Genomic DNA, 24,174 nt, shown 5'->3' with positions numbered 1-24,174 from the left:
GCAACCCGAACCGAATGACGAGATCCTGAACGATGTCTGACAACCGCAATACCATCATCGCCGTCGTTCTGTCGGGCCTCGTCCTGATCGCCTGGCAGTATTTCTACAACATCCCGCAGATGGAAAAGGATCGCGCCGCGCAGCAGGCGCAGAGCCAGACGGACAAGTCCGGGACCGAGCCGGCGAAAAATGTGCCCGCACCCGATCACGCTGAGGCCGAGACCACGACGGTCAGCCGCGATGCCGCCATCGCGGCCACCCCGCGCATCAAGATCGACACCTCTCGCCTGAGCGGAAGCATTTCGCTGAAGGGCGCGCGCATCGACGATCTTTTGCTGACCAAGTTCCGCGAGACGGTCGATCCCGCCTCGCCAGCGATCGAGCTGTTTTCGCCCTCCGGCACCGCCCATCCTTACTATGCCGAATTCGGATGGGTTCCGGCCGCCGGATCGACCGTGAAGCTGCCGGACCAGAACACGGTTTGGCAGCAGGAAGGATCGGGCGCGCTGACACAGTCGACCCCGGTCACTCTGAAGTATGACAACGGCGAAGGGCTGACCTTCCGTCGCACCGTCGCGGTGGACGACCACTACCTGTTCACGATCAAGGATGACGTCACCAACGCCGGCAATGCGCCGGTGACGTTGTACCCGTTCGCGCTGATCTCACGGCACGGCACGCCGGCAGTTTCCGGCTACTACATCCTGCATGAAGGCCTTATCGGCTATCTCGGCGACCAGAAGTTGCAGGAATATACCTACAAGAAGATCGACGAAGCCAAATCGGTCAGCTTCAATGTCACCAACGGCTGGCTCGGCATCACCGACAAGTATTGGGCCTCGGCGTTGCTGCCCGACACGAGCGCGCGATTGCAGGCCCGCTTCTCGTCCAACGAGGTCGGCAAGGTCAGGACCTATCAGACCGACTATCTGGAGGACGCGCAGACCATCCCGGCCGGCGGCAGCGGTTCGGCGAATACGCGCCTGTTCGCCGGCGCCAAGGAAGCCAGCGTCGTCGGCATCAATTTTCCGTTCGTGCAACTCGGCGGCTACAACAAGCAGCTCGACCTCAACCATTTCGATCTGCTGATCGATTGGGGCTGGTTCTACTTCATCACCAAGCCGATGTTCCTCGCGCTGGATTTCTTCTTCCACCTGTTCGGCAATTTCGGCATCGCGATCCTGCTTGTGACCGTGCTGGTCAAGCTGATCTTCTTCCCGCTCGCCAACAAGTCCTACGCCTCGATGGCGAAGATGAAGGCGGTCCAGCCGCAGATCAATGCGCTGAAAGAACGCTTTCCCGACGACAAGATGAAGCTGCAGCAGGAGATGATGGAAATCTACAAGAAGGAGAAGATCAACCCGATCTCGGGCTGTCTTCCGGTCGTCTTGCAGATTCCGGTGTTCTTCTCGCTCTACAAGGTGCTGTTCGTCACCATCGAAATGCGTCACGCGCCGTTCTTCGCCTGGATCAAGGACCTGTCCGCCCCCGATCCGACCCACATCTTCAACCTGTTCGGGTTGCTGCCCTACGATCCCTCGGCGGTGCCGTTGCTTGGCCCCTATCTGGCGATCGGCGCGTGGCCGATCATCATGGGCATCACGATGTGGTTCCAGATGAAGCTGAATCCGACGCCGCCGGACCCGACCCAGAAGATCATCTTCGACTGGATGCCGGTGATCTTCACCTTCATGCTGGCGGCGTTCCCGGCCGGTCTCGTGATCTACTGGGCCTGGAACAACACGCTGTCGGTGATCCAGCAGAGCTTCATCATGCGCCGCAATGGCGTGAAGGTGGAGCTGTTCAACAACGTGAAGTCCACCTTCCGCCGCAAATCCTCCGACAAGCCGGCGAAGACGACATAGAGTCGTCGTCATGGTCGCCGTCGCGCGAAGCTCGAGGGCGATGCGCAGCGTCGTCCCGACCACGACGAAGCAGTCCCGGAGCGGCCCGCGCCGTGCTGGATTGCTTCGCCCGACGCAGAACCGGCAAGGTCGATTGGGCCGCAAGCTCGGGAATGACTCCTCTGAAAGCCCTCGCATGACAACGGACACCGATGCGGAGCTGATGGAGCGGGGCCGGAAGCTGTTTGCCGGCGACTGGCAATTCATCTGGGCCTCGCCGTCGATCGAAGCGCTGCCGCCGATGGCCGGCCTCGAGGTCGCATTCGCCGGCCGCTCCAACGTCGGCAAGTCCAGCCTGATCAACGCGCTGACCGGCCGCAGCGCGCTGGCCCGGACTTCCCGCACTCCCGGCCGCACCCAGGAGCTGATCTTCTTCGAGGGGCCGAAAGGCGCTGATGTCCGTCTGGTCGACATGCCCGGCTATGGCTTCGCATCGGCGCCGAAAGCCAGGATCGCGTCGTGGACCTCGCTGATCCACAAATTCCTGCTCGGGCGCGCCAGTCTTGCGCGCGTCTACGTGTTGATCGACTCCCGCCATGGCATCAAGGATACCGACCAGGACATCCTGACCACGCTCGACAGGTCCGCGGTCAGCTACCAGGTGGTGCTGACCAAGGCCGACGAGGTCAAGGCCGCTGAATTGTCGGAGCGCATCGAGGCGACCAAAACGCTGCTCGCCAGACATCCCGCGGCGTTCCCGGATGTGCTGGTCACCTCGTCGCGCACGGGAGCGGGGATGCCGGAATTGCGCGCCGCCGTGGCCCGCCTGATTGGAGAACACCAGCGATGACGCACCTCGGTTGGTTTCGGATCATCGTGTTGGCAGCGGGACTGATGGGCGCCGCCGGCGTCATCCTTGGAGCGGTTGCCGCTCACGTGACGACAGGCGGCACGCTGGTCCTGTCGGCATCTTCGATGCTGCTGTTTCACGCCCCCGCCGCGATCCTGGCGGTGCTTCTGGCCGATCGGCAGATCATTCACCCGCGTCTCGGTCTTGTCGCCGCCGGCGGCTTTGTCGTGGGCGCGACCCTGTTCAGCACCGACCTGACGGTGCTGCAATTCCTCAAACACCGGCTTTTCCCGATGGCCGCGCCGTCAGGAGGAACGCTGATGATCCTGAGCTGGTTTGTGCTCGCGATCGCCGCCGTCTGGCCGCGCGCCACGGCCCGGCCCTGACGACGGAAAGCGAGCCGGCGGCTTTGCGGTCATGCCGCCAATCGGCTAGTGGAATGGGCGTGATATTCATCCCGCCGGCCAAGAGACCCGCTTCATGTCCGATGCCTCCAAAATCAGCCCGCTCGATCAGGCTCGCATCCTGTCCGAGGCGCTGCCGCATATGCAGCAATATGACGAAGAAACCATCGTCATCAAATACGGCGGCCATGCCATGGGCTCGGAGGATGTCGCCCGGCGGTTCGCCCGCGACATCGTGCTTCTGGAGCAGACCGCCATCAATCCGGTGGTGGTGCATGGCGGCGGCCCGCAGATCGCCACCATGCTTCAACGACTCGGCATCAAGTCGGAATTCGCCGCGGGCCTGCGCATCACCGACGCGGCGACCATCGAGATCGTCGAGATGGTGCTGGCCGGTTCGATCAACAAGCAACTGGTCGGCTACATCAACGAAGCCGGCGGCAAGGCGGTCGGGCTCTGCGGAAAGGACGGCAACATGGTCACCGCCTCGAAGGCGACGCGGACCATGGCCGATCCGGATTCGAACATCGAGAAGGTCGTCGATCTCGGTTTCGTCGGCGAACCCGATAACGTCGACCTGACGTTGCTGAACCAGTTGATCGGCCACGAACTGATTCCGGTTCTGGCGCCGCTGGCGACATCAAAAGGCGGCCAGACCTTCAACGTCAATGCCGATATCTTCGCCGGCGCGGTCGCCGGCGCGCTGAAGGCCAAGCGGCTGCTGCTGCTGACCGACGTTCCCGGCGTGCTCGACAAGTCGAAGACGCTGATTCCGGATTTGTCGATCAGCGACGCGCGCAGGCTGATCGCCGACGGCACCATTTCGGGCGGCATGATCCCCAAGGTCGAGACCTGCATTTACGCGCTCGAGCAGGGCGTCGGCGGCGTCGTCATCATCGACGGCAAGACCCCGCATGCGGTGCTGCTCGAGCTCTTCACCGACCAGGGCACGGGGACGCTGATCCACAAGTGACCGAGGCGCGACCACAGCAGCAGCGCGGCTTCAGCCACATCGACACCTGGGTGTTCGATCTCGACAACACGCTTTATCCGCATCATGTCAATCTCTGGCAGCAGGTCGACGCGAGGATCGGCGAGTACATCGGACAGTTTCTCGACGTCGATCCGATCGAGGCCCGGCGTATCCAGAAGGACTACTACAAGCGCTTCGGCACCAGCATGCGCGGCATGATGACGGAGCACGGCGTCTCCGCCGACGACTATCTCGCTTACGTCCATCAGATCGACCACTCGCCGCTCGAAGCCAATCCGGCGATGGGCGCGGCGCTCGAAATGCTGCCCGGCCGCAAGCTGATCCTGACCAACGGCTCGACCGCTCACGCCGGCAAGGTGCTGGAGCGGCTTGGCTTCGGCCACCACTTCGAGGCGGTGTTCGACATCATCGCGGCCGAGTTGGAGCCGAAGCCGTCGCCGCAGACCTATCGCCGCTTTCTCGAACGGCACCACGTCGATGCTGCGAAGGCCGCGATGTTCGAGGATCTGGCGCGCAACCTCGCCGTCCCGCATCAACTCGGCATGACCACCGTTCTGGTCGTGCCGGACGGCACCCGCGAGGTCGTGCGCGAGGACTGGGAGTTGGAAGGGCAGGGCGCGCCGCATGTCGACCACGTCACCGACGATCTGGCCGGGTTTCTGGCGGGGCTGACGACCCGCTCGGCTTGACAGGTCCGTTCCGGTCCAAGAGAACACCGCTTAGACAGCTGTACATGCAGTGAGCCACAGGAAATCCGATGTCTCTCGCTTCCCTTGAGTCCGCCGTCAACGCCGCCTTCGAGGCTCGCGACACCGTCACTCCCGCGACCAGGGGCGAGGTTCGCGACGCGGTGGATCAGGCGCTCGGCCTGCTCGACAAGGGCGAGGTCCGTGTCGCCGAGCGCGCGGCGGACGGCAAGTGGACCGTCAACCAGTGGCTCAAGAAGGCCGTGCTGCTGTCGTTCCGCCTCAACGACATGACCACGATCCCCGGCGGCCCCGGCAAGGCCGCGTGGTGGGACAAGGTGCCGTCGAAATTCGAGGGCTGGGACGAGAAGCGGTTTCGCGACGCCGGCTTTCGGGCCGTGCCGGGCGCGATCGTACGCCGCTCGGCTTTCATCGCGAAGAACGCGGTGCTGATGCCGTCGTTCGTCAACCTCGGCGCCTATGTCGACGAAAGCACGATGGTTGATACGTGGTGCACGGTCGGCTCCTGCGCCCAGATCGGCAAGCGCGTCCACATCTCCGGCGGCGCGGGCATCGGCGGCGTGCTGGAGCCACTGCAGGCCGGCCCTGTCATCATCGAGGACGATTGCTTCATCGGCGCGCGCTCGGAAGTGGCGGAAGGCGTGATCGTGCGCAAGGGCGCGGTGCTGTCGATGGGCGTGTTCCTCGGCGCCTCCACCAAGATCGTCGACCGCGAAACCGGCGAGGTCTTCATGGGCGAAGTGCCGGAATATGCCGTGGTGGTGCCGGGCGCGCTGCCGGGCAAGCCGCTCAAGAGCGGCCAGCCCGGTCCGTCCACCGCCTGCGCGGTCATCGTCAAGCGCGTCGACGAGCGCACCCGCTCCAAGACCGGCATCAACGAACTGCTGCGGGACTAGAGCATGATCCCGACCCGAAGGGCCGCGTTAGCGCAAAGTGGGAACCGGTTTTCGGATGAGATCATGCTCCATCAATAACGGACCACCTATGGCAGCCGACGCGCTCTCCATCGCCCGCGATCTCGTCCGTTGCCGGTCGGTAACGCCCGCGGATGCCGGCGCGCTCGGCGTGCTGGAGACGCTGCTCAAGGTGGCCGGGTTCGAGGTGCACCGGCTCACCTTCAGTGAGCCGGGCACAGCCGACATCGACAATCTCTATGCCCGCATCGGCACGAGCGGCCCCCATGTCGCGTTCGCCGGCCATACCGATGTCGTGCCCTCCGGCGAGGAAGCTGCGTGGACGCACGGCGCTTTTGCGGGCGAGGTCGTCGATGGCTTTCTCTACGGGCGCGGCGCGGTCGACATGAAGGGCGGAATCGCCTGCAGCGTCGCCGCCGCGCTGGATTATCTGGCGGCGCATGGCGGCCATCCGGGGAAAGACGGCAACGGCTCGATCTCGTTCCTGATCACCGGCGACGAGGAAGACATCGCCGTCAACGGCACCGTCAAGCTGATGCAATGGGCGGCGGCGCGCGGCGAGAAATTCGACCACTGCGTGCTCGGCGAGCCCAGCAACGTCGCGGAGCTTGGCGATTGCATCAAGATCGGCCGTCGCGGCTCGCAGTCCGGCACGCTTTATGTCGACGGCGTGCAGGGCCATGTCGCCTATCCGCATCGTGCGGCAAATCCGATCCCGGATATCGCCGCGCTGATCACCGCGCTGGTCAGCGAGCCGCTGGATCAGGGCAGCACCCAGTTCCAGCCGTCGAATCTGGAGTTCACCTCGGTCGATGTCGGCAATCCCGCAACGAACGTGATTCCCGGGCAGGCGCGGGCGAAGTTCAACATCCGCTTCAACGACCATCACAACCAGGAATCGCTGCGTGCGCTGATCGAGGCGCGGGTCGCCAAGGCCGCGGGCAACCGCATTCGAACCCGCATCGTCTGGGAGCCTTCGAATGCCGACGTGTTCGTCACCAGACCGGGCCCGTTCACCGATCTCGTGGTCGCGGCGATCGAGGAGGTGACCGGCCGCAGACCCGAGCTGAACACCGGCGGCGGCACGTCGGATGCGCGTTTCATCAAGGACTATTGCCCGGTGATCGAATTCGGCCTTGTCGGTCAGACCATGCACCAGATCGACGAGCGCACGCCCGTGGCCGATCTCGACAAGCTGACGCGAATCTATCGCGGCGTGCTGGATCGCTATTTCGCATGAGCGGCGAGATCCTCGTGCTCACCGCCATCGACGACGAGCTCGACAAAACGCGCGCGCCCGCTGGCGTCAGGGTGGTCTATACCGGCGTCGGCAAGATCAACGCGGCCAGCGCAACGGCGCTTGCGTTGCTGACGATGCGCCCGGCGCTCGTCATCAATTACGGCACCGCGGGAAAGATCAACGAGACGCTGCAAGGTCTGGTGGAGGTGTCCGGCGTGGTCCAGCGCGACATGATGGCGATGCCGCTGGCGCCGCGCGGGCGCACACCGTTCGCACCGGAGCTCGATCTTTTGACCTCGGATCAGGCCGGCGTCGTCTGCGGCACCGGCGACAGCTTCGTCACCACGTCGGATCCCTGGCTGATCGAGAACGGGATTGACGTCGTCGACATGGAATTGTTTGCGATCGCGCAGGTCTGCCGGAGTCACGGCCTGCCGTGGCGTGCGTTCAAATTCATCACCGACGACGCCAACGACCTCGCGCATCAGGACTGGACCGCCAACGTGAAGGACGGCGAGAGCCTGTTCTGGGAAGCGCTGGAACGGATACGATCCTCGGCGCCTCTCGCCAGGTCATAACGATACGATCGATGACCATCAGGGATGGCCGAGGCGGCCTCAAGCGCATCGTCAGAATGGGATGAGCAGTGGTCCGGCGCTCGATCCTGCGCCGGTAGTTTTCCGCGATGCGAGGCGGACGTCGGGAACGTCCTGTTGCGTTCGATGGGGGCCGTGGGTGGCGGACCCTCGTCCGTGACCGACGTCACTGACCCTCCCGGGAAGGCACTCCAATATGACCGCGCCGGCTGAAGAGCCGGTTTAGTTCACAAAGGAGATATCTATGCCGAAATTTTCGCTATCCGACATGACGACCAGACGGCCGAAAGAGCCGTTCAATCCTGCTCTCGAAGCACCCATTGCCTTGACGCCCGATCAGCTCGAAGCGGTAGTTGGCGGTCTCGTCAACGTAGCGGGGTCGCTGCGGGACATCGGCGGTCTGGGCACGATCATCGGTGGGGCCACGACCGGCGTCATTGCCCCACCTGTCAAGTCGCCGTTCCTCACGTCGATCAAAGCCGCCTGATGTCGTACGCTCCACCAAAAGGAGGGGCCCGCCTGACCTTGGAAACCCTCGATTGTCCGAGTGCTCAGGCGGGCGCCAAAGATGCTCGGGTCTACGGTGTACGCACCGGCACTGCAGACGCACCCCGCATAGGTTACCTGACCGAGACGCAGGCAGTCTCTGAGGAGCTATTGGCCCTCTCAGGGGCGGCGAAACCGACCGAAATCTTTCGTATCGCGGCGCCTTGCGCGATGACCGGTTGCAAACACTTCGAGGGCAATACATGCACGCTCGCCCAACGAATCGTCGAAGGTTTGGTTCCCGTCGTCAACGCCCTGCCGCCCTGCCAAATCCGTCCGACCTGCCGCTGGTTTCGTCAGGAAGGCCGGAACGCTTGCCTCCGTTGTCCGCAAGTGATCACTGACAAGCCCAATCCGACGGCAGACGAGAAGCGGATCGCAGACGATGAATAAAAATGCGAGGTCCTTATTTTAAGGACCTCGCATCGAATATTGCATTCATGGTTGCGAAGCAGGACTGGCCTACAGAATAGGGCCGCCCGACCTGGCAGGCACGTGAAGGTGGTCCAGAAGCCACTTCACGAAATCGGAAGCGGCATCCGAAGCGCTTGTCGGGGCATCACTGCGATTTCCCCCGGATACGGAATCCAGTTCGTTATCGGTCAACTCCTGAGGTTCTTGCATTGTAATCTCCGTTCATTGGCTTGCGTTGAGTGAGTTCAACTCTCCGCCAAAGTGGGACTCCTGAACCGGACGATCCGGGAGCCCCGCTTTGGATCGTCAGCAGACTTAAAAGATCTGCTGGATGCAGTATCCGATGCCGCCAAGCAGACCGCCGCCAAGGGCCCCGGGCGCGGCGCCGGGGCCACCCGTGGCCGCCGCACCGCCGGCAGCACCGGTCACGGCTCCGGCCGCCATCGCGCCGACCAAATCGCCCCAGCTAAACTTGGCTCCCGCTATGGAGTCGAGTTCTTCGATGGAAAGCTCGCGGATTGCTGCATTACCGTTCGTATCATGTGTCATCTGAGTTCACCTCTGTTAGGCGCGGAACTATTTCCGCAACCAGGGTGCAGCATGTCCTTGCGGTCCGGAACGCTCCATGACGACAGTCACAGACGCTGTCTTCGACTCGCAGACGAAAAGCTTGAATGACCTGTGCGTCCTGAGCGATTGTGATCTCTCTATGAGCCTGGTTCTGCACGGCAGCGCTACGACCACAGAGGCGACACGTCGAGCGATACAACATAGTCAAGAGAGACTGAGGGCTTCAGCCCAACGCTATGGTATCAACTACCCTGTGACCCAAGGTACCCGCCTTGCGTTTGCTGGAGATGGTGGTTCCCATGCCGGCCTCAACGTGCAACATGACGCTCGCGTAGCCCCATGTTGCACTTCGTTACGCCGTTTTCAGGCAAATATGAGCGACCATGATCTTGGGCGAGGCAAGCGGAATAACAAGGAAGCGGTTGGATAAATTGGACGTATCTGGACGCCGTCAGACGGACTCGTCGCGGCTTTTCTCCGTAGCGCCCATGATGGATTGGACCGATCGGCATTGCCGTGTGTTCCATCGTCTGCTGACGTGCAACGCGCGGCTCTATACGGAGATGCTGACCACCGGTGCGATCATTCACGGTGCGCGGAAACGCTTGCTCGGGTTCAGCGATGTCGAGCATCCTGTTGCGCTTCAGCTTGGCGGATCGCGCGCGGATGATCTCGCGGCGTCCGCGCGCATCGGCGAGGATTTCGGCTACGACGAAATCAATCTCAACGTCGGCTGTCCGTCCGACCGGGTGAAGGACGGACGCTTCGGCGCCTGCCTGATGGCCGAGCCGGATCTGGTCGCCGAAGGCGTTGACGCCATGAAACGCGCGGTATCGATACCGGTCACCGTGAAGTGCCGGATCGGGATCGACGATCAGGATACGGAATCCGGTCTCGATATCTTCGCTCGCAAGGTTACGGCCGCCGGCGCCGATGCGCTGATTATCCACGCGCGCAAGGCATGGCTTCAGGGACTGTCTCCGAAAGAGAATCGCGATGTTCCGCCGCTCGACTATGACAGGGTTTACCGGTTGAAGGCATCGCTGCGCGATTTGCCCGTCGTCGTCAACGGCGGTATCGGGGAAATTTCGGAAGCGAAACAACATCTGGCGCACGTCGACGGCGTCATGCTGGGCCGCGCCGCCTATCAGGAGCCATGGCGTCTGCTGCAGGTCGATCCCGAGCTGTTCGGCGAGGCGGCGCGGCACACCACGATGAAGCGCGCGCTGGAGGCCATGATGCCTTACATCGAGGATCAACTTTCCGGCGGCGTGCGACTACATTCCATCACCCGGCATTTCGTCGGCGCATTTCATGGCGTGCCGGGTGCACGGGCGTTTCGGCGCCATCTCGCCGAGAATGGCGTGAAGGACGGCGCTGGCCTCGGCGTGCTGCGCGCAGCGATTGCGCTGGTGGACGAGACTATGGCACTTTCGAGTGAGGCATGTCCTCAGGCTTGACTCGAGGATGGATGCCGGTTCGCGGATCCGACTCCGCGCAAGTTATTCATCGAAAGTCTTTTTGATCGCATATCGACCAGATCGATGACTGCGGTACCCTCAATCCCTCACGACCAAAAACGCCGATCAAAGCCCGAGATAGGCGCGACGCACTTCGGGATCGTCGATGAGCTGTTTGGCCGGGCCGCTATGAACGATGCGGCCGGTCTCCATCACGTAGCCCCGGTCGGCCGTCGAAAGCGCCAGATTGACGTCCTGTTCGACCAGCAACACCGTCACGCCTTCGTCGCGGATCGTGGTCAGGACCTCCATCAACTGTTCGACGATAACGGGCGCCAGTCCCAGGCTCATCTCGTCGATCATGAGCAGGATCGGCCCCGCCATCAGGCCCCGCGCCATCGCGCACATCTGCTGCTCGCCGCCCGACATGCTTCCCGCGAGCTGCCGCCGCCGCTCCGACAGGCGCGGAAACATCGCATACATCCGATCGAGATCGCGCGCGACGGCAGCCTTGTCGGTTCGCCTGTAGGCGCCCATCAGCAGGTTGTCCTGAACGCTCATGCGGTCGAAAAGCTGGCGGCCTTCCGGAACCTGGACCAGTCCGGCGGCAAAGACCTGGTCGGAGGTCATCGGCATCAGGTCATGGCCGTTCATGACGATGCCGCCGGTTGTGGCCAGCACGCGCGACAGCGTGCGCAGCAAGGTCGTTTTGCCCGCGCCGTTGCTGCCGACCAGCGCCACGATCTCCGCCGGATAGATCGTGAGAGCGACGTCTTGCAGGACCGGCATTCCGCCATAGCCCGCGCTGACCGCGCGGACGTCAAGCAGAGGCTTTCTGACCGCGGACTTCGCGTTCATATCCGCCTCTTGCCGAGATACGCCTCGACGACGGTCTGGTTTGCGAGCACGCTGCCGGGTTCGCCGTCGGCGATCTTTTCGCCATGGTGCAAGACCAGCAGCCGATCCGACAGGCTCTTGATCGCCTTGATGACGTGTTCGATGACTAGAACGCTGATACCAGTATCACGGACCTTGCGGATCACCGCGATTACCTCGTCGATCTCGACCAGGTTCAGCCCGGCCATGACCTCGTCGCAGAGCAGGACCTTCGGCTGCATCGCCAGGGCCTTTGCCAACTCCAGCCGCTTGCGGCCGGGGCCTCCCAACTCGTCCGCGCGTTGATCGACGAACTTGCCGAGCCCGACGAAATCCAGTTGAGCGCGGGCCTGCTCGCGAGCTTTCGCGAGTTTCGCATGCCCTCCGCCGTGACCGAACAGGGCGCCGACGGCGACGTTGTCCAGGACCGACAGACCGGGAAACGGCCGCATGATCTGGAAGGTGCGTCCGATGCCGAGCCGAGCGCGACGATAGGCCGGCATGCCGGCGAGAGACTGCCCTTCGAAAAGGACATCGCCAGAAGTAGGCGCGAGCGTTCCGCTGATCAGGCTGATGAGCGTCGTCTTGCCGGCTCCATTCGGGCCGATCACTCCGAGGATTTCCCTAGGCTGCAGCAGGAAGCTGACATCGTTGACCGCGATCAGGCCGGCGAAGCGGCGGGTGACACGCTTGATTTCGAGGGCCGGGGTCATAGCCGGTGTGTCCGGATGTTTTCAGCGAAATAGCGCCATCCCGTTTTGCGGAACCGCCGAAATACGTCTGCCAGGCCGCGCGGCATCAGGACGACCGCTGCCACGACGACGATGCCGAAGAAAAGTCCTGCGACGCTTGTGACCTCGCTCGACAGGAATTCGGAGATTGCGGAGAGCGAAAGCGCGCCGACTACCGGCCCCAGGACGGTGCCGGGTCCGCCGAACACCGCCATGATGATCATCTTGACGTTCAGGCTGATATCGAACGCGCTCTCCGGATCGATGAACGTGACCCAGTAGGCATGGATGCCTCCGGCCAGCGCGCTGAAAACGCCCGACAGTGCAAACGCCAGCGTCTTGTATAATGTGGTATTGACGCCCATCACTTCCGCACCTTCTTCGTTTTCGCGGATCGCGATCAATCCGAAACCGAAGCGGCTGCGCGTCAGCCAGAAAACAGTCAGCGTCGCCAGCACCAGCAGCCCAAGGGACAACTCGTAGAAGAGACGATCGTTGTTGAGCGGCGGCAAAACAAGCCCGATGTTCTGGCCGGCCAGTTCCACGTTGGAGACGATCGCGGTCATGACCTGAGCGAGCGCCAGAGTCGCAATCGCGAAATAGTGCCCCCTCAGTCGCAGGACCGGAATACCGAGCAGAACGGCGAAGGCGACGGCAAGCACGACGCCGAACACGAGGCCGACGGCGAACGGCAATTGCCACTGCGCCATCGCGATGGCCACGCCGTAGCTGCCCAGCCCGTAGAACACCGAATTGCCGAAGGACGCATAGCCGGTATAGCCGCCGATGATGTTCCAGCCCTGCGCCAGAACGGCCAGCAGCAGGGCGTTGATGCCGAACTGGATCAGAACATCGGATCCGAACCATGGGACGGCCGCGAGCACGGCGAGCGCCGCCAGGATGAGTATGATGCGCAGCGCCGTCACGCCGCTTTTCCGAGCAGGCCGGTCGGCCGCACGATCAGGACCAGCACCAGCACGCCGAAGCTTGCCACGTCGGCATAGGTCGGCCCGACGTAAAGCGCGGCCAGCGATTCCAGAATTCCCAGAAACAGCCCGCCGACGATCACGCCGAGCGGATTGTCGAGCCCGCCGATGATCGCGATCGCGAATGATTTCGCGGTCAACGCCGCGCCGATATAGGGATTGATCTGCGAGACCGTTCCGTAGAGGCCGCCGGCCGCTCCCGCAAGCGCAATTCCGATACCGAAGGTGACGGCGTAAAGATGCCGCGGCTCGACGCCATAGAGACGGGCCGCCACCAGGTTCTGCGCGGTGGCGCGGATCGCGCGTCCGAGCCTCGTGTGCAGCAGGAACAGCCACATGCCGACCGTCAGTGCGATGGCCACGCCAAAGGCCAGCAGCCGCGCCAGCGGCAGGACGACCGGCCCCAGCACGATGCTGTCGCCGGCATAAGTGGGATTGATGGTGCGAAAATCGGCCGAGAAGGTGAGTTGGGCGAGATAGGTCAGCACGACTTCCAGCCCGAACGTTATCAGCAGCGTGTTGAACATCGGGGCGCGGACGACCAGGTTCAGAATGCCCCTCTGGACGCAATACCCGACCGCGAACATCACCACCGCGGTGATCGGCAGTCCGAGGAACGGATCGATATGCGCGTAGGTGAAGAGATACAGCGATACGTAGGCGCCCAGCATGATAAATGCGCCGTGCGCCAGGTTGACGATATTCAGGACGCCCCAGACCAGCGCAAGCCCGAGCGCCATCATGGCGTACAGCCCGCCCAGAAGGACGCCATTGATGAGGACTTGCCCGAGCAGATCCAACGTCGTCCGTGCCCCTGTTCAGCCCGCGATCGTTCGCGATTTGCTTCCAGTCGTCCGACCCTAGAGCATTTTCCGGCTCAGTGGAATCCGGTTAGCGCGACGGAAACGCTCTCGATCAATAACCTGCAATGACTTGCGCGTATTCTGATCGCAAAACCGGTATCCGCCTTTGCGGAATGCGCGCTGACATTCGAATCCCGTTTGAGCGGGGCCTTTTGCGAATGTCAGTCTCCCCAGACCATTTGGATATTGGTGCCTCTTTGATGTTCGTCTTTGACGTTCGTCTTGATATTCATCCGGTGCGCGGCCGATCTGGCCGCGCATGCCGAATCCGCTCCGCTAGCGCGCGTTCCAGGCCGGCATCGGATATTTCGGCGGCGCGATTTTGCCGTGCACGCCCTGAATCGCCACCAGCGCGTCGCCCTGAACCTGAATGACGGTCTGCGGCAGATCGATCTGGCCGTTTTCATCGAACTCGATCTGGCCGTAAAGGCTTTCGAACTTCACTTTCGCCAACGCATCACGCACCTTGGCCGGGTCGATCGAGCCGGCATCTTCCATGGCTTTCACCAAAGCCTCGACATCGGCGGCGCCGGACGCGGCATGATAGTCCGGATCATAGTTGAACTTCGCCTTGAAGGCCGAGGCGAATTGCGCCGCGTCGCCGAACCAGCGGTCCTTGAGGTCGGCGGAGGGCAGCCATGCCGCCATGCCGAAAGCATAGTCGGCGTCCTTGCCGAGAGCTTTGCGGAAGTCCTCGCTCGGAACACCGACCGTGAAGGAATACATCTTCGGAGCGACCGCAAGACTCTTCGCCTGCCGCACAAAATTGAGAATTTCGGTTTCGTGGCCGGCTACCAGCACCGCATCGACGTTCTTGCTCTTGATCTGCGAGAGCAGTGAGTTGAAGTCCGTCGCGTTGGTGCTGTAGCGTTCATCCATGGCGATGGTGAATCCCGCCGCCTTCAATTTGGGCCGCGTCCCATCCGCGACCGAGACGTCGAAGGCATCGTCGGCATAGAGCAGGGCCACCGATTTCGGCAGTGGATCGAGCCCTTTCATCATCTCTATCGTCGAGCCGAAATAGTTGCTGGCCGGCGCCAGCGTTCCAAAAATATACTTGAACTTGCGCGCGAAGATCTGGTCCGAGGCGCCGCCGCCCTGGACCATCGGAATCTGGTACTTCTCCGATACCGCCGAATCCGCCAGCGCGAAATTGCTTGCGAACGGTCCGAGCAGGAAATTCACCTTGTCCCTTGAAACCAGTTGGGTGTATTGGCGCACGCTCAAATTGACGTCGGACTGATTGTCGTAAAGCTTGAGCACGAGCTGGTATGTCTCGTTGCCGATCTTGACCCCGCCCGCCTCGTTGATTTTGTCGACGGCGAGCTGATAGGCGTCGCGATAATACCGGCCGGTATTGGCGACGGGTCCCGTGAGCTGCACTGATGCCCCCAGGACAATGTCCTTTGCCAGGGCCGGACCGGACGATATTGCACCGAGCGTCATCGCAACGGCAGCGGCGGCCAGGGTGGCCGGCAAACCGGAAAACTTCAGCATGTGACGAACCTCCTCATCTTCGATGCCCGTTTTCCCGGGTCTTGTATTTGCTCGCGGTCAATTGCCCGGCGGGAATGCTGCTGGAGGATGCCCCGGAGACCCATACAACCAATGCGCTAGCACTTTGGTTCCAACCTCCGATGACGGCCGGACCCGCGTTGCGGTGCGGCCGGCGTGGTGCGCGATCTCACGCACTTCGATACCCTCAGGGCGCCTCGCGCCGGCGTCAAGTAAGGCTTTCGTCGATATGGCCGAGGAAGGAGAGCGCATGGCGCCTTTCGACGGGGCAAGCGGTCAGGTCGGAAGGATGCCCACCCGCATGGCATAGGCCGTCACTTCGCGGCGGAAATCGGCGATCATCCGTTCGAACAGCGCGAACGCTTCAAGCTGGAATTCCGCGACGACCTTGTGCGGCGGAAGCCGGCGATCCCCGATCCGGCGCTTGAGATGATCCAGACGGTCCGATTGCTCCGACCAGAGGTGATCGATCAGCGCCATCATCACCCGGCGAAGGATGTCGACGAACATGGATTCGCCCATGCAGGCGATCTTGCCGTCGATCCAGCGGTCGGCCATGGCGCGTATATGCTGTGCGAGAGCTTGCGCAGCCGCCTTGGGATCGGCAGATGGCGGATTGATATCGACGGCGAGGGTCAGGACGGACCGGACGGCGTGATCCAGTCCGGCGATATCCCATGGGGCGGCCGGCGCTGCGAAGCGGTCGATCAGATCGTCGATCGTCTCATGGCGGAGGCGCGTCGCCAATGTCAGCGTGTCGTTGCCGTCGCGGATATTGCGGCGCAAATCGTAGAACTCCTCGCGCTGGCGCTGGATGATCGCGTCGAATCGCAGAAGTCCGAGACGTCGATCGAAGCTGCGGATCTCATGCCGCTTCTGCGCGGCGCGGATCAGGCGGGTCGCGACCGCAGGCGCGACGGGTGCGTTCTGGTCAGGTCGTGGCACGCTGATTGCAGCGTTGGTCAGAAACTCGTCCTCCAGCGAGGCATGGAAGATGGAGCGTCCTGGATCACCCTGTCGTCCGGCACGGCCGCGCAACTGTTCGTCCATCCGACCGTGGTCATGATGCGTGGTGCCGATGACCAGCAACCCGCCGGCGGCGATCACCCGGGCGCGGGCGGCTTCGTCCGCATGTTCGCCGCCAAGCCGGATATCGGTGCCGCGGCCGGCCATTGCGGTGGCGATCGTCACCGCGCCGGGCGCGCCGGCCTCGGCGATGATCTGGGCCTCGCGGGCGTGATGTTTGGCGTTGAGCACCGCGAAGGTGCGCGCCGTGGCGTCGCGCTCCGTCTGCGCGTGACGTTGTCGCCAGCCGTTGGCTTCAAGCATCGCCGCCAGCGCTTCCGATCGTTCGATGGACGGAGCGCCGATCAGCACGGGCTGGCCGCGCGAGGCCGCGTCTTCCAAATCCCGCAGGATCGCCCGCATTTTGCCGGCGGCAGTGGCGTGAAGCACGGATTCGTCGATGCGGATCATCAGGCGGTGCGTCGGAATGGAGATCACATCGAGGCCGTAGATCTCGTTGTATTCCTCGGCGTCCGCCGTCGCCGTGCCGGTCATGCCGGCAAGCCTGGCGTAACGACGGAAATAGGTCTGGAACGTGATCGCCGCGAGCGTATGGGTCTCCTCGCCGATGGCGCAGCCTTCCTTGGCCTCGAGTGCCTGATGCAATCCTTCGTCGTAGCGTCGTCCCGGCATTGGGCGGCCGGTCAGCCTGTCGACAATGGTCACGCCGCTGTTCTCGATGACGTAGTCACGGTCGCGGACGAGCACGGCATGAGCCCGCAGCGATTGCACGACATGATGGAGCAGCGAGATCGATCCGATGTCATGCAGCGTCGTTGAAGCCTTCAGCAGTCCCTGTTCTCGCAGCCGCTGCTCGACTTCGCTGTATCCCGCTTCGGTCAATGCGACGCGACGCCGGGAATCGATCTCGTAATGCGAGGGCTGCAATGAGGCGATGACGGCATCGATCGCCTGATAGAAGCCCGAGTGATCGCCAAGCGGGCCGAACAGCGCCAGCGGCATGCCAGCATCGTCGATCAGGGTGGCGTCGGCCTCGTCGACCAACGCGAAGGCATGGCCGCGCTGGACGGTTTCCGCGGCGGAAAATTTCATGTTGTCGCGCAGATAGTCGAAGCCGAATTCGCTGGCGATCCCGTAGGTGATATCGCAACGATAGGCCTCGCGCCGACTGTCGTCGTCCATCTCCTGGGTGATGACGCCGGTGCTCAGTCCCAGCAAATTGTAAACCGGGCGCATCCAGCCGGCGTCGCGCTCGGCCAGATAGTCGTTCGGCGTGGCGACGTGGACGCCTTCGCCGGTCAAGGCATGGAGTGCGCAGACCAGCGTGGCGGTCAGCGTTTTGCCTTCGCCGGTCTTCATCTCGGCGATGCAGCCATCGTGAAGCGCGAGAGCGCCGATGATCTGCGCCGGAACGGGATATTGGTTCAGCGCGCGGTGAGAAGCCTCGCGAGCCAGCGCGAAGACTTCTTCCTTGATCTCATCGAGGGGAGTGCCGGCCCGGACTTGCTGCCGCAATTCGGCGACACGATCGCGCAACGCGCCGGCAGACAGCCGCCGGTGATCTGCTTCCAGAGAGAGAATCCGGCGGGCCGTCGTTTCGTATCGTGTCAGTTTCCGGCGAGTGCCGAAATTCAGCGCGCGCCCAGCCAGGCGCAGGATCATCGAAACTCAAAAAGGATCGGCATCGTGAAAGCGAATTGTGTGCCGCCGACCTCGGTTGGAGGCTCGGGTAACGGCTGGGCGCGTTGCAGGAGGTCGAGTGTTTCGCGATCGAGGACGTCGGATCCGCTGCCTTTAACGATTTTGCTGGAGATGACGTGGCCCTGGCGGTCAACGACGAAGGACACCCGCGACGTGCCGGTCTCGTGACGTCTCTGGGCTTCGTGGGGATATCGCTTGCTTCGCTGCAGGTGAAGGGCCAACTGGCGTTTCCAGCTCACCAGCCTTGCCTTGCGCGAGGCCGCGGCCGTCGGCGCCGTCGTGGCCGACGCCGCAACCAGCGGGGGCGTCGCGTTCGGCGTCTTTTCCTTCTCTTCCTTCTTTTCCTCTTCCTGCTTCTTCTCAGGAGTTGTTTCCAGCGCAACGTCGGGTTCGGCGACCTGCGGAAGCGGCGGCTCCGGCTCCGGCACCTTCTCCGTCTTGACTTCCGCCTTCTCCTGAGGCGGAGGAGCCTCGTCGGTCTGCATCTGCTCTTCGCCCGGCGCGACGTCCCGCGCCTCGGCGTCACGGAAGGACTCGGTGGTAAAATCCACCTCGATCGCCGTGACGGTATCGAATGTATCGCCTTCCGCGGGAGTCATGAGCAGGGCGGCCGCGACAGCGCCATGGAGCGACAGCATGGCGACGAAGCAGGTGCCCCAGCGCAGCAACTCGTTCCGTGTCATGTTGCGATAGCGGCGCGGCATACTCATTGCGGAACTCCGACTGATTGCGTTCCGCCCGCAGACTCAAGCCCGACCAATGCAATCTTGAGATAGCCGGCAGCCCGCAGGTCGTTCATCAGCGTCATCACATCGCCATAGGGGACGGTCTTGTCGGCGCGAACGAACAGCCGCTTGGTCCGATCCGATGACGTGAGGGCATCGAGTGAACCTGCAAGGCCGGTGCGCGAGATCGGGGTTTCGCCGACAGCGAGCGTGCGGTCGGCCTTCATGGTGACGAAGATCGGCTTGTCGGGGCGCGGCTGTTTCGTTGCCGTCGACGCCGGCAGGTCGACGGCAATGTCGACCGTCGCCAGCGGCGCGGCAATCATGAAGATGATCAGCAGGACCAGAATGACGTCGATGAATGGCGTCACGTTGATGTCGCTGACCTGCGCCATCTCGTCTTCGGAGGATGATTGCTGAAGCGAAACGCCCACGCGCGTTACTCCGCGGCTCGCTGATGAGGAACCATTTCCGCCCGGTTGAGATCCCTGCTCACCATGCGCATCAGTTCCGCCGAGCCGTCTCCCAGCAAGCCGCGGTAGCTGTTAATGGAGCGCGAGAACATGTTGTAGACCATCACCGCCGGGATCGCCGCGACGAGTCCCATCGCTGTCGCCAGCAATGCCTCGGCAATGCCGGGCGCGACGACGGCGAGATTGGTGGTTTGCGATTTCGAGATGCCGATGAAGGCATTCATGATGCCCCAGACCGTGCCGAACAGTCCGACGAACGGCGCGGTCGATCCGATGGTGGCCAGAATGCTGGTGCCGCGCGTCATGCGCCGCGCCGCGGCCGCCTCGATGCGGCTGAACAGCGAAGCGATCCGCTCCTTGACGCCGTCATGGATCATGGCGTCCTGCGAACGACGAATCTCGTCGCGGGCGGCGTGAGTCAGGATCGCGATGTCGCTGCCGGAGTTCTCCAGCGTTTTGTTGGCCTCTTCGAGGGAGCGCGCACCTTCGACGCTGCGGAGGTCCCGCATGAGCTTGCTTCGCGCGCCGAGCAATTCGATCGTTTTTGCAAGCCACACCGACCAGGTCACGACCGAAGCGAAGGCCAGGCCGATCATCACCGCCTTCACGATGTAATCGGCGGCCATGAACATGCCGATTGGCGTCAGTTCATGTGGCAGAATCGGCTCGGGGGCTTCGGCCACTTCCGTTGCGGGCAGAGCCTGATGCTCCATCGGCGTGGGGGACGGCGCAGTCTGCTGCTCTGTGGGCGACGCCTGGGACGCGGGCTGCGATGAAGGCTGGGCGATCTGTGGCGCAGGCGAAACTGACTGCGTGGCTACCGGAGCTTGTCCGGATGGAGGCGCCAGGGATTGCGCGTCAACGACATGAGGCGCGAACGAAAACGTCAAAAGACAGACGAGCGCGATCGCAGAAGCCCTTGCGGCGCGCGTTCGCTCGTTGCGCGCCATTTTATTGTTATTGTTCGGAAGGTTCAGAGACAGCTTCATGTTGGCAAACTCTATATTGATGCGCTGCTCTGGACTGTTCGCGCAGTGACGAAAACGGATGCGAAGGCATCCGAGGTTGGTCTACCGTCTGTATTTTTTGAATCAAACAGAGAAACGGCGCGAGAGTTTTAGAATCTCTTTAAGACGCGGGACGCAACGGCAAGGTTAATGCGCCGGCCGGCTTTGATTCGCTGTCCCGTCACAACAGGTTGCTGCCCCGCACCATCCTGCTCGGCGATCCCGAAAAGCCAGGCGCGAATGCGCGCTGCGATATCGCGACACCGATGAGCCTGCGACATTCCGTAGCAATCCAAGGCAATGAAAACTAGAACCTCTACAGACTGCTGCAAATTGCAGCACGTGAATGTTGCCGACGAAGGTTTTTTAGTTAATGACGAACGACATGTCGCGGATGCGATTTGCTCCCGTGATGTCTGCAATCGATGTCTGCAATCTTCAAGGATGGGTGGGGCGAATGGGTATTTCATCGGTAGGTGACGCGGGTAGTACGAACGGCGACGTGACGGGACAGTCGTCGGTCGTGGGTTGGAGCAAGGCGATGATCGGCATCGCCGCGGTGATGTTGATTCCCGACTCCGCAGATGCTCAACCGGCGACCAGCGCCGACGATCTTCCGCAGGTTCGCGTCACCGCGCCGAAGCGGCAGGCCAAGAAAAGAACCGCGCATCGTGCGCCGGTACGGGCGGCGCCGGCGCCGGTTGTCGCGCCTTCGCCAAGCAATGTTCAGATCAACCCCATCATCGGCGACGGACATGGCGTCACCGGTTATCAGGCTCCCGCGCAGGCCGGTATTTCACGCATCGGCACGCCGCTGCGCGACACCCCGCAAACCGTCAACGTGGTGACGCAGCAGGTCATTCGGGATCAGAATCTCACCAGCATGGAGGAAGCCCTGCGGACGGTGCCGGGCATCACGTTCAGCGCCGGCGAAGGCGGACAGCAGGGCGACAGCCCGTTCATCCGCGGCTTCACCGCGCGCGGCGACATGTATCGCGACGGCTTGCGCGATCCCGGCTGGTACAACCGCGACCTGTTCAGCGACGATCGCGTCGAAGTTCTCAAGGGGCCGTCCTCGTTCGCGTTCGGCCGCGGCTCGACCGGCGGCGCGATCAATACGGTTTCCAAGCTTCCGACCGGCGCGACGTTCTTCGACGGAGCGATCAGCGGTACCAGCGCTGCAGGCTATCGCGGCACCATCGACGCCAGCGGCAAGCAGGGCAACGTCGCCGGCCGTATCGCCGCGCTCTATCAGGACGTTCCCACGCCGGATCGCGACAATGTTTTCACGCGACGTTGGGGCGTCGCGCCATCGGTCGCTTTCGATGTGACCGACCGCGACAAGATCACGCTGAGTCATATTTATCAGGGCGAAGAAAGCGTTCCCGACTACGGTCATCCATGGTTGCCTGCGCCTCAGGTGAACGCGGCCGGCACGGGGGTCACCGCGGGCTATTATGGCAACGGTCGCGCCGTCACGCCGATACCGGTGCCGCGCAATACCTTCTACGGCAATACGGTCGGGCCATATCGCGATCTCGTGGAGACCACCACCAACATCACGACGCTCAAGTTTGACCACGACTTCGACAACGGCTTCAAGCTGACCAACGCCACGCGGTATGTCGATAACCAGCGCTATGCCGCGCCGACGCCGCCGCGCGGCCTTGGCAGCAGCGCGAATACCGCCTTCACGAACACGGCGGCCAGCCCGCTTTCTCCGGCGTTCTATAATTATCCCGTCGATCAGATGACCTTGTCGCAGGAGCACTGGAATACGCAGACCAACGACACTCTGCTGATCAACCAGACCGATCTCGTCGGAAAATTCGACACCTGGGGGCTGACCCATACCCTCGCCACCGGCATCGAGGCCAGCCATCAGACCCGCTACCAGCGTGGGCGAACAAATTTCTGGTGTGTATCGACCCCGGGCGTCTATTGCCGGACCAGCGTGATCGATCCGGTATCGCAACCGGTCTATCAGAGTCCGTTCGGTAACGTGAATCGCACCAATCTCGACACGATCGCGGTCTATGCGTCCGATCAGATCAAGATCAACCGGTATTTCGAGTTGCTTGGCGCGGTCCGCTACGACGATGTCACCGCGTCTTATCGGGATCCGCTGAACGCGACGCCCGCCAACCGAGCGCTGGATTCGCATGACCGGCAGACGAGCTGGCGTGTCGGCGGTGTTTTCCATCCGACCGAGCAGTCCAGCGTCTATGTGGCGCATGGCACGGCGTTCAATCCGTCGGCGGAATTCGGAACGCTGACCTCGGGCACGGTATCGCTGGCGCCTGAAACCAGCACCACGACGGAGGTCGGCACCAAGATCGATTTCCTGCAGGGACGGCTGAGCTATACGGCGGCGCTGTTCCATATCCTCAAGGAGAACGCGCGCATCGCCAATGCCGGACCGGACGCGGCGACCATGCCCACCATCCTGGCGGGCGAGCAGCGGGTGCAAGGCTTCGAAACCGGGTTGGCAGGAAAACTGACCGACCTGTGGCAGATCTTCGCCGGCTACACCTACCAGGATTCCAAGATCGTCAACGTTCCCGTGACGGCTTCGGCGGCGGATCGCTATTCGGTCGGCAAGCAGTTGCCTAACACGCCGGAGCAGGCTTTCAGCCTGTGGACCACCTATGATTTCACGCCGCAACTGACGGTCGGCGGAGGCGCCACCTATCAATCGAAGGCCTTTGCCAACACGGCCAACACGATCTATGTGCCCTCATACTGGAAGTTCGATCTGATGGCGAACTACAAGGTCACAAGGGAATCGACCTTGCAACTCAACATCTACAATCTGACGGATGAGCACTACTACGCACAATACTACGGCGGCCATGCGGTTCCGGCGGCCGGTCGTTCCGCTGTCCTGACCTATCGCTATCGCTTCGAGCCGCCGCCGCCGGTTGTCGATTATCCGGTGAAGGCTGCGCGTTACGTGAGCAAGTAGTCGGCGGCAATGCCGGCCGCAGGGTGAGCTATCAGGGCCGGCGTCGCAAGGCGCCGGCTTTTTTCTGAAGGAAGGTCGCGGTGCTGGTTCGAATCCCGAATGTCCTCTCTCCCGAGCAGGTGAAACGCTGCCGCGAGGTGCTGGAACGGGCCGCCTGGGCGGATGGACGTATCACCGCCGGGCATCAATCGGCCCAGGTCAAGCGCAACCTGCAACTGCCCGAAGGTACGCCCGAAGCCCGCGAACTCGGCGACATGGTGCTGTCGGCGCTCAACCGGAATCCGCTGTTCATGTCAGCGGTCTTGCCGAAGACGATCTTTCCGCCGCTGTTCAATCGATACGACGCGGATGGGGAGATGAATTTTGGCTCCCACGTCGACAACGCCATTCGCACCATTCCCGGAACCGGAAGACGCGTGCGCACCGACGTGTCGTCGACCCTGTTCCTGTCGTCGCCCGAAGAATACGATGGCGGCGAACTGGTGATCGAGGACACCTATGGTTCGCATTCGGTGAAGCTGCCGGCCGGGGACATGATCGTGTATCCCGGCACCAGCGTTCACCTTGTCACCAAGGTGACTCGCGGTACGCGTCTCGCGTCATTTTTCTGGACCGAGAGCATGATCGCCGAGGTCACGAAACGCGCGATGATGTTCGACCTGGATATGTCGATCATTCGCCTCAACGCCGACCATCCCGAACACCCGTCCCTGGTGTCGCTGACCTCGCTGTATCATAATCTGCTGCGGCAATGGGCGCTGACCTGA

The 24,174-nt window shown here is 62.6% G+C and carries 23 protein-coding genes and 1 pseudogene; 14 read left to right on the top strand and 10 right to left on the bottom strand.

Going from position 1 to position 24,174, the window contains the following annotated elements:
- Positions 1 to 32: 32 nt before the first annotated feature.
- The 10 genes from yidC (at position 33) to ACS3WA_RS01055 (ending at position 8,488) form a co-directional block, all read left to right on the top strand.
- Positions 33 to 1,865: a membrane protein insertase YidC gene (yidC, locus tag ACS3WA_RS01100; protein WP_438276729.1), complete on the top strand. Its 1,833-nt coding sequence runs from the start codon at positions 33 to 35 to the stop codon at positions 1,863 to 1,865.
- Between the two features lie 175 nt (positions 1,866 to 2,040).
- The gene (yihA, locus tag ACS3WA_RS01095; RefSeq protein WP_438276728.1) at positions 2,041 to 2,694 is read left to right on the top strand and encodes a ribosome biogenesis GTP-binding protein YihA/YsxC; all 654 of its coding nucleotides are present in this window, start codon (positions 2,041 to 2,043) and stop codon (positions 2,692 to 2,694) included.
- Entirely contained in the window at positions 2,691 to 3,080 is a 390-nt protein-coding gene (locus tag ACS3WA_RS01090) for a DUF423 domain-containing protein (protein ID WP_438276727.1), read from the top strand. Before yihA ends, ACS3WA_RS01090 begins: the two co-directional genes overlap by 4 nt.
- A 94-nt stretch (positions 3,081 to 3,174) precedes the next feature.
- On the top strand, positions 3,175 to 4,071 hold the full coding sequence (gene argB, locus ACS3WA_RS01085) for an acetylglutamate kinase (protein ID WP_438276726.1): 897 nt from the start codon (positions 3,175 to 3,177) through the stop codon (positions 4,069 to 4,071).
- The gene (locus ACS3WA_RS01080) at positions 4,068 to 4,781 is read left to right on the top strand and encodes a pyrimidine 5'-nucleotidase (RefSeq protein ID WP_438276725.1); all 714 of its coding nucleotides are present in this window, start codon (positions 4,068 to 4,070) and stop codon (positions 4,779 to 4,781) included. Before argB ends, ACS3WA_RS01080 begins: the two co-directional genes overlap by 4 nt.
- Before the next feature lie 68 nt (positions 4,782 to 4,849).
- Positions 4,850 to 5,695, top strand: coding sequence for a 2,3,4,5-tetrahydropyridine-2,6-dicarboxylate N-succinyltransferase (gene dapD, locus ACS3WA_RS01075; protein ID WP_438276724.1), 846 nt, complete (start codon positions 4,850 to 4,852; stop codon positions 5,693 to 5,695).
- A gap of 88 nt (positions 5,696 to 5,783) precedes the next feature.
- Complete coding sequence (gene dapE / locus ACS3WA_RS01070) at positions 5,784 to 6,953, top strand: succinyl-diaminopimelate desuccinylase (protein WP_438276723.1); 1,170 nt, start codon at positions 5,784 to 5,786, stop codon at positions 6,951 to 6,953.
- Complete coding sequence (locus tag ACS3WA_RS01065) at positions 6,950 to 7,531, top strand: phosphorylase family protein (RefSeq protein ID WP_438276722.1); 582 nt, start codon at positions 6,950 to 6,952, stop codon at positions 7,529 to 7,531. Before dapE ends, ACS3WA_RS01065 begins: the two co-directional genes overlap by 4 nt.
- A gap of 262 nt (positions 7,532 to 7,793) precedes the next feature.
- Positions 7,794 to 8,036 (top strand): hypothetical protein, encoded by a 243-nt coding sequence (locus ACS3WA_RS01060; protein ID WP_438276721.1) that lies wholly within the window; start codon positions 7,794 to 7,796, stop codon positions 8,034 to 8,036.
- Complete coding sequence (locus tag ACS3WA_RS01055; RefSeq protein WP_438276720.1) at positions 8,036 to 8,488, top strand: hypothetical protein; 453 nt, start codon at positions 8,036 to 8,038, stop codon at positions 8,486 to 8,488. Before ACS3WA_RS01060 ends, ACS3WA_RS01055 begins: the two co-directional genes overlap by 1 nt.
- A gap of 336 nt (positions 8,489 to 8,824) precedes the next feature.
- On the opposite strand, the gene ACS3WA_RS01050 is transcribed toward ACS3WA_RS01055, so the two are convergent.
- Positions 8,825 to 9,058, bottom strand: a complete 234-nt coding sequence (locus ACS3WA_RS01050; RefSeq protein ID WP_438276719.1) for a hypothetical protein — start codon at positions 9,056 to 9,058, stop codon at positions 8,825 to 8,827.
- A gap of 160 nt (positions 9,059 to 9,218) precedes the next feature.
- Between ACS3WA_RS01050 and ACS3WA_RS01045 the strand changes: the two are divergent.
- Both ACS3WA_RS01045 and dusA read left to right on the top strand, forming a co-directional pair.
- Positions 9,219 to 9,326, top strand: a pseudogene (locus tag ACS3WA_RS01045) (IS481 family transposase); the annotation flags it as partial.
- A gap of 136 nt (positions 9,327 to 9,462) precedes the next feature.
- On the top strand, positions 9,463 to 10,539 hold the full coding sequence (gene dusA / locus ACS3WA_RS01040; RefSeq protein WP_438276718.1) for a tRNA dihydrouridine(20/20a) synthase DusA: 1,077 nt from the start codon (positions 9,463 to 9,465) through the stop codon (positions 10,537 to 10,539).
- 126 nt (positions 10,540 to 10,665) lie between these two features.
- Here dusA and ACS3WA_RS01035 read toward each other — a convergent pair whose 3' ends face one another.
- From ACS3WA_RS01035 to exbB, 9 genes are all read right to left on the bottom strand, one after another.
- Positions 10,666 to 11,397, bottom strand: a complete 732-nt coding sequence (locus ACS3WA_RS01035) for an ABC transporter ATP-binding protein (RefSeq protein WP_438276717.1) — start codon at positions 11,395 to 11,397, stop codon at positions 10,666 to 10,668.
- Positions 11,394 to 12,128, bottom strand: coding sequence for an ABC transporter ATP-binding protein (locus ACS3WA_RS01030; protein WP_438276716.1), 735 nt, complete (start codon positions 12,126 to 12,128; stop codon positions 11,394 to 11,396). The genes ACS3WA_RS01035 and ACS3WA_RS01030 overlap by 4 nt, the downstream gene beginning before the upstream one ends.
- Positions 12,125 to 13,072 carry a branched-chain amino acid ABC transporter permease gene (locus tag ACS3WA_RS01025; RefSeq protein ID WP_438276715.1) on the bottom strand — a complete coding sequence of 316 codons (948 nt, stop codon included), beginning with the start codon at positions 13,070 to 13,072 and terminating at the stop codon, positions 12,125 to 12,127. Before ACS3WA_RS01025 ends, ACS3WA_RS01030 begins: the two co-directional genes overlap by 4 nt.
- The gene (locus ACS3WA_RS01020) at positions 13,069 to 13,932 is read right to left on the bottom strand and encodes a branched-chain amino acid ABC transporter permease (protein ID WP_438276714.1); all 864 of its coding nucleotides are present in this window, start codon (positions 13,930 to 13,932) and stop codon (positions 13,069 to 13,071) included. The genes ACS3WA_RS01025 and ACS3WA_RS01020 overlap by 4 nt, the downstream gene beginning before the upstream one ends.
- Before the next feature lie 339 nt (positions 13,933 to 14,271).
- On the bottom strand, positions 14,272 to 15,492 hold the full coding sequence (locus tag ACS3WA_RS01015) for an amino acid ABC transporter substrate-binding protein (RefSeq protein WP_438276713.1): 1,221 nt from the start codon (positions 15,490 to 15,492) through the stop codon (positions 14,272 to 14,274).
- 294 nt (positions 15,493 to 15,786) lie between these two features.
- A complete protein-coding gene (locus ACS3WA_RS01010; RefSeq protein ID WP_438276712.1) occupies positions 15,787 to 18,198 on the bottom strand; it encodes a preprotein translocase subunit SecA in 2,412 nt (803 codons plus the stop codon).
- Entirely contained in the window at positions 18,195 to 18,947 is a 753-nt protein-coding gene (locus tag ACS3WA_RS01005) for an energy transducer TonB (RefSeq protein WP_438276711.1), read from the bottom strand. Before ACS3WA_RS01005 ends, ACS3WA_RS01010 begins: the two co-directional genes overlap by 4 nt.
- A complete protein-coding gene (gene exbD, locus ACS3WA_RS01000; protein ID WP_438276975.1) occupies positions 18,944 to 19,357 on the bottom strand; it encodes a TonB system transport protein ExbD in 414 nt (137 codons plus the stop codon). Before exbD ends, ACS3WA_RS01005 begins: the two co-directional genes overlap by 4 nt.
- Positions 19,358 to 19,401: 44 nt before the next feature.
- Positions 19,402 to 20,424: a tonB-system energizer ExbB gene (exbB, locus tag ACS3WA_RS00995; RefSeq protein WP_438276710.1), complete on the bottom strand. Its 1,023-nt coding sequence runs from the start codon at positions 20,422 to 20,424 to the stop codon at positions 19,402 to 19,404.
- Between the two features lie 475 nt (positions 20,425 to 20,899).
- On the opposite strand from exbB, the gene ACS3WA_RS00990 reads away from it, so the two are divergent.
- Together ACS3WA_RS00990 and ACS3WA_RS00985 are read left to right on the top strand one after the other, a co-directional pair.
- On the top strand, positions 20,900 to 23,407 hold the full coding sequence (locus ACS3WA_RS00990; RefSeq protein WP_438276709.1) for a TonB-dependent receptor: 2,508 nt from the start codon (positions 20,900 to 20,902) through the stop codon (positions 23,405 to 23,407).
- Positions 23,408 to 23,487: 80 nt separating this feature from the next.
- On the top strand, positions 23,488 to 24,174 hold the full coding sequence (locus ACS3WA_RS00985) for a Fe2+-dependent dioxygenase (protein WP_438276708.1): 687 nt from the start codon (positions 23,488 to 23,490) through the stop codon (positions 24,172 to 24,174).

The organism is Nitrobacter sp., from assembly GCF_051535235.1.
Lineage (GTDB): Bacteria > Pseudomonadota > Alphaproteobacteria > Rhizobiales > Xanthobacteraceae > Nitrobacter.
Note: the sequence above shows the minus strand (reverse complement) of the source record. Positions and strands in the feature narration are given on the sequence as shown.

Coding starts and splice junctions, on each gene's coding strand:
- yidC (WP_438276729.1), top strand. CDS start 33: ATGTCTGACAACCGCAATACCATCATCGCCGTCGTTCTGTCGGGCCTC.
- yihA (WP_438276728.1), top strand. CDS start 2,041: ATGACAACGGACACCGATGCGGAGCTGATGGAGCGGGGCCGGAAGCTG.
- ACS3WA_RS01090 (WP_438276727.1), top strand. CDS start 2,691: ATGACGCACCTCGGTTGGTTTCGGATCATCGTGTTGGCAGCGGGACTG.
- argB (WP_438276726.1), top strand. CDS start 3,175: ATGTCCGATGCCTCCAAAATCAGCCCGCTCGATCAGGCTCGCATCCTG.
- dapD (WP_438276724.1), top strand. CDS start 4,850: ATGTCTCTCGCTTCCCTTGAGTCCGCCGTCAACGCCGCCTTCGAGGCT.
- dapE (WP_438276723.1), top strand. CDS start 5,784: ATGGCAGCCGACGCGCTCTCCATCGCCCGCGATCTCGTCCGTTGCCGG.
- ACS3WA_RS01065 (WP_438276722.1), top strand. CDS start 6,950: ATGAGCGGCGAGATCCTCGTGCTCACCGCCATCGACGACGAGCTCGAC.
- ACS3WA_RS01060 (WP_438276721.1), top strand. CDS start 7,794: ATGCCGAAATTTTCGCTATCCGACATGACGACCAGACGGCCGAAAGAG.
- ACS3WA_RS01055 (WP_438276720.1), top strand. CDS start 8,036: ATGTCGTACGCTCCACCAAAAGGAGGGGCCCGCCTGACCTTGGAAACC.
- ACS3WA_RS01050 (WP_438276719.1), bottom strand. CDS start 9,058: ATGACACATGATACGAACGGTAATGCAGCAATCCGCGAGCTTTCCATC.
- dusA (WP_438276718.1), top strand. CDS start 9,463: ATGATCTTGGGCGAGGCAAGCGGAATAACAAGGAAGCGGTTGGATAAA.
- ACS3WA_RS01035 (WP_438276717.1), bottom strand. CDS start 11,397: ATGAACGCGAAGTCCGCGGTCAGAAAGCCTCTGCTTGACGTCCGCGCG.
- ACS3WA_RS01030 (WP_438276716.1), bottom strand. CDS start 12,128: ATGACCCCGGCCCTCGAAATCAAGCGTGTCACCCGCCGCTTCGCCGGC.
- ACS3WA_RS01015 (WP_438276713.1), bottom strand. CDS start 15,492: ATGCTGAAGTTTTCCGGTTTGCCGGCCACCCTGGCCGCCGCTGCCGTT.
- ACS3WA_RS01010 (WP_438276712.1), bottom strand. CDS start 18,198: ATGATCCTGCGCCTGGCTGGGCGCGCGCTGAATTTCGGCACTCGCCGG.
- ACS3WA_RS01005 (WP_438276711.1), bottom strand. CDS start 18,947: ATGAGTATGCCGCGCCGCTATCGCAACATGACACGGAACGAGTTGCTG.
- exbD (WP_438276975.1), bottom strand. CDS start 19,357: ATGGCGCAGGTCAGCGACATCAACGTGACGCCATTCATCGACGTCATT.
- exbB (WP_438276710.1), bottom strand. CDS start 20,424: ATGAAGCTGTCTCTGAACCTTCCGAACAATAACAATAAAATGGCGCGC.
- ACS3WA_RS00990 (WP_438276709.1), top strand. CDS start 20,900: ATGGGTATTTCATCGGTAGGTGACGCGGGTAGTACGAACGGCGACGTG.